1 protein-coding gene is annotated in these 1,064 nt (G+C 55.7%); it reads left to right on the top strand.

Translation table 11 applies throughout. The annotated features are described in order from the left end of the window. Positions 1-4: 4 nt before the first annotated feature. Positions 5-1,064, top strand: a protein-coding gene (locus ACFSE1_RS19385) for an IS3 family transposase (protein ID WP_377405305.1) whose coding sequence is annotated in 2 segments (ribosomal slippage) — positions 5-260 and positions 260-1,064 — 1,061 coding nt annotated over the 2 segments. Because the reading frame shifts where the segments join, the coding sequence is not laid out codon by codon here. This gene is flagged as partial in the annotation.

Below are 1,064 nucleotides of genomic sequence, written 5' to 3'. Positions count from 1 at the left end.
TTTGATGAAGACGAGCAGATTTAGCGAACCCCAAATCCTAGCCATCCTTCGCCAGGCGGAAGGCGGCGTTCCTGTGCCCGAGCTATGCCGGGAACATGGGATGAGCACGGCGTCATTTTACAAATGGCGATCCAAATACGGTGGCATGGATGCCTCGATGATCAGCCAGATGAAGGCCTTGGAAGACGAGAACCGTCGACTGAAGAAGATGTATGCCGAGATCAGCATGCAGGCCGAGCTTCTGAAGGAGGCTCTTGGAAAAAAATGATGCAGCCATCTCAACGCCGAGAGATGGCTGCAAAAGCAGTGGCGTTGCGCGGGGTCAGCATTGCGCTGGCCTGCCGCACCTTCGAGGTCAGCGAGACCTGTTATCGTTACAGTGCCAAGCTGAACGACGACAACGAGCAGATCGCCGATCTCCTGATCGGACTAACGCGGGCGAAGAAGACCTGGGGCTTCGGCCTTTGCTTCCTTTATCTGCGCAATGTCCGGGGGCATCACTGGAACCATAAACGCGTTTACCGCATCTATCGTGAGCTCGAATTGAATCTCAGGATCAAGCCACGCAAGCGGTTGAAGCGGGACAAACCCGATGCTCTAACCGTACCGGAGGCGCCGAACATGGTCTGGTCCATGGATTTCATGGCTGATCGGCTGGAGGATGGAAGGCAATTCCGGCTGCTGAACGTCCTGGACGACTTCAACCGCGAAGGGTTGGGCATTGAGGTAGACTTCTCGCTGCCTGCTGAACGCGTTATCCGCAGCCTCAACCAGATCATCGAATGGCGCGGCAAGCCGTTCGCAATTCGTGTTGATAATGGGCCGGAATATGTCAGTGGCAAACTGATGGAATGGGCTGCGAACCAGGGCATCGCCCTGAGCCATATCCAGCCCGGCAAGCCACAACAGAATGCTTATGTCGAACGCTACAACCGCACCGTCCGGCATGAGTGGCTTGACCAATACATCATCGTAAGCATCGAGGAGGCACAGGAATTCGCCACACAATGGCTCTGGACGTATAACAACGAACGGCCCAACATGGGCATCGGCGGCATAACGCC

The sequence above is a fragment of the Affinirhizobium helianthi genome, from assembly GCF_042680945.1.
GTDB lineage: Bacteria > Pseudomonadota > Alphaproteobacteria > Rhizobiales > Rhizobiaceae > Neorhizobium > Neorhizobium helianthi.
This window is presented reverse-complemented; position numbering and strand designations above follow the sequence as displayed.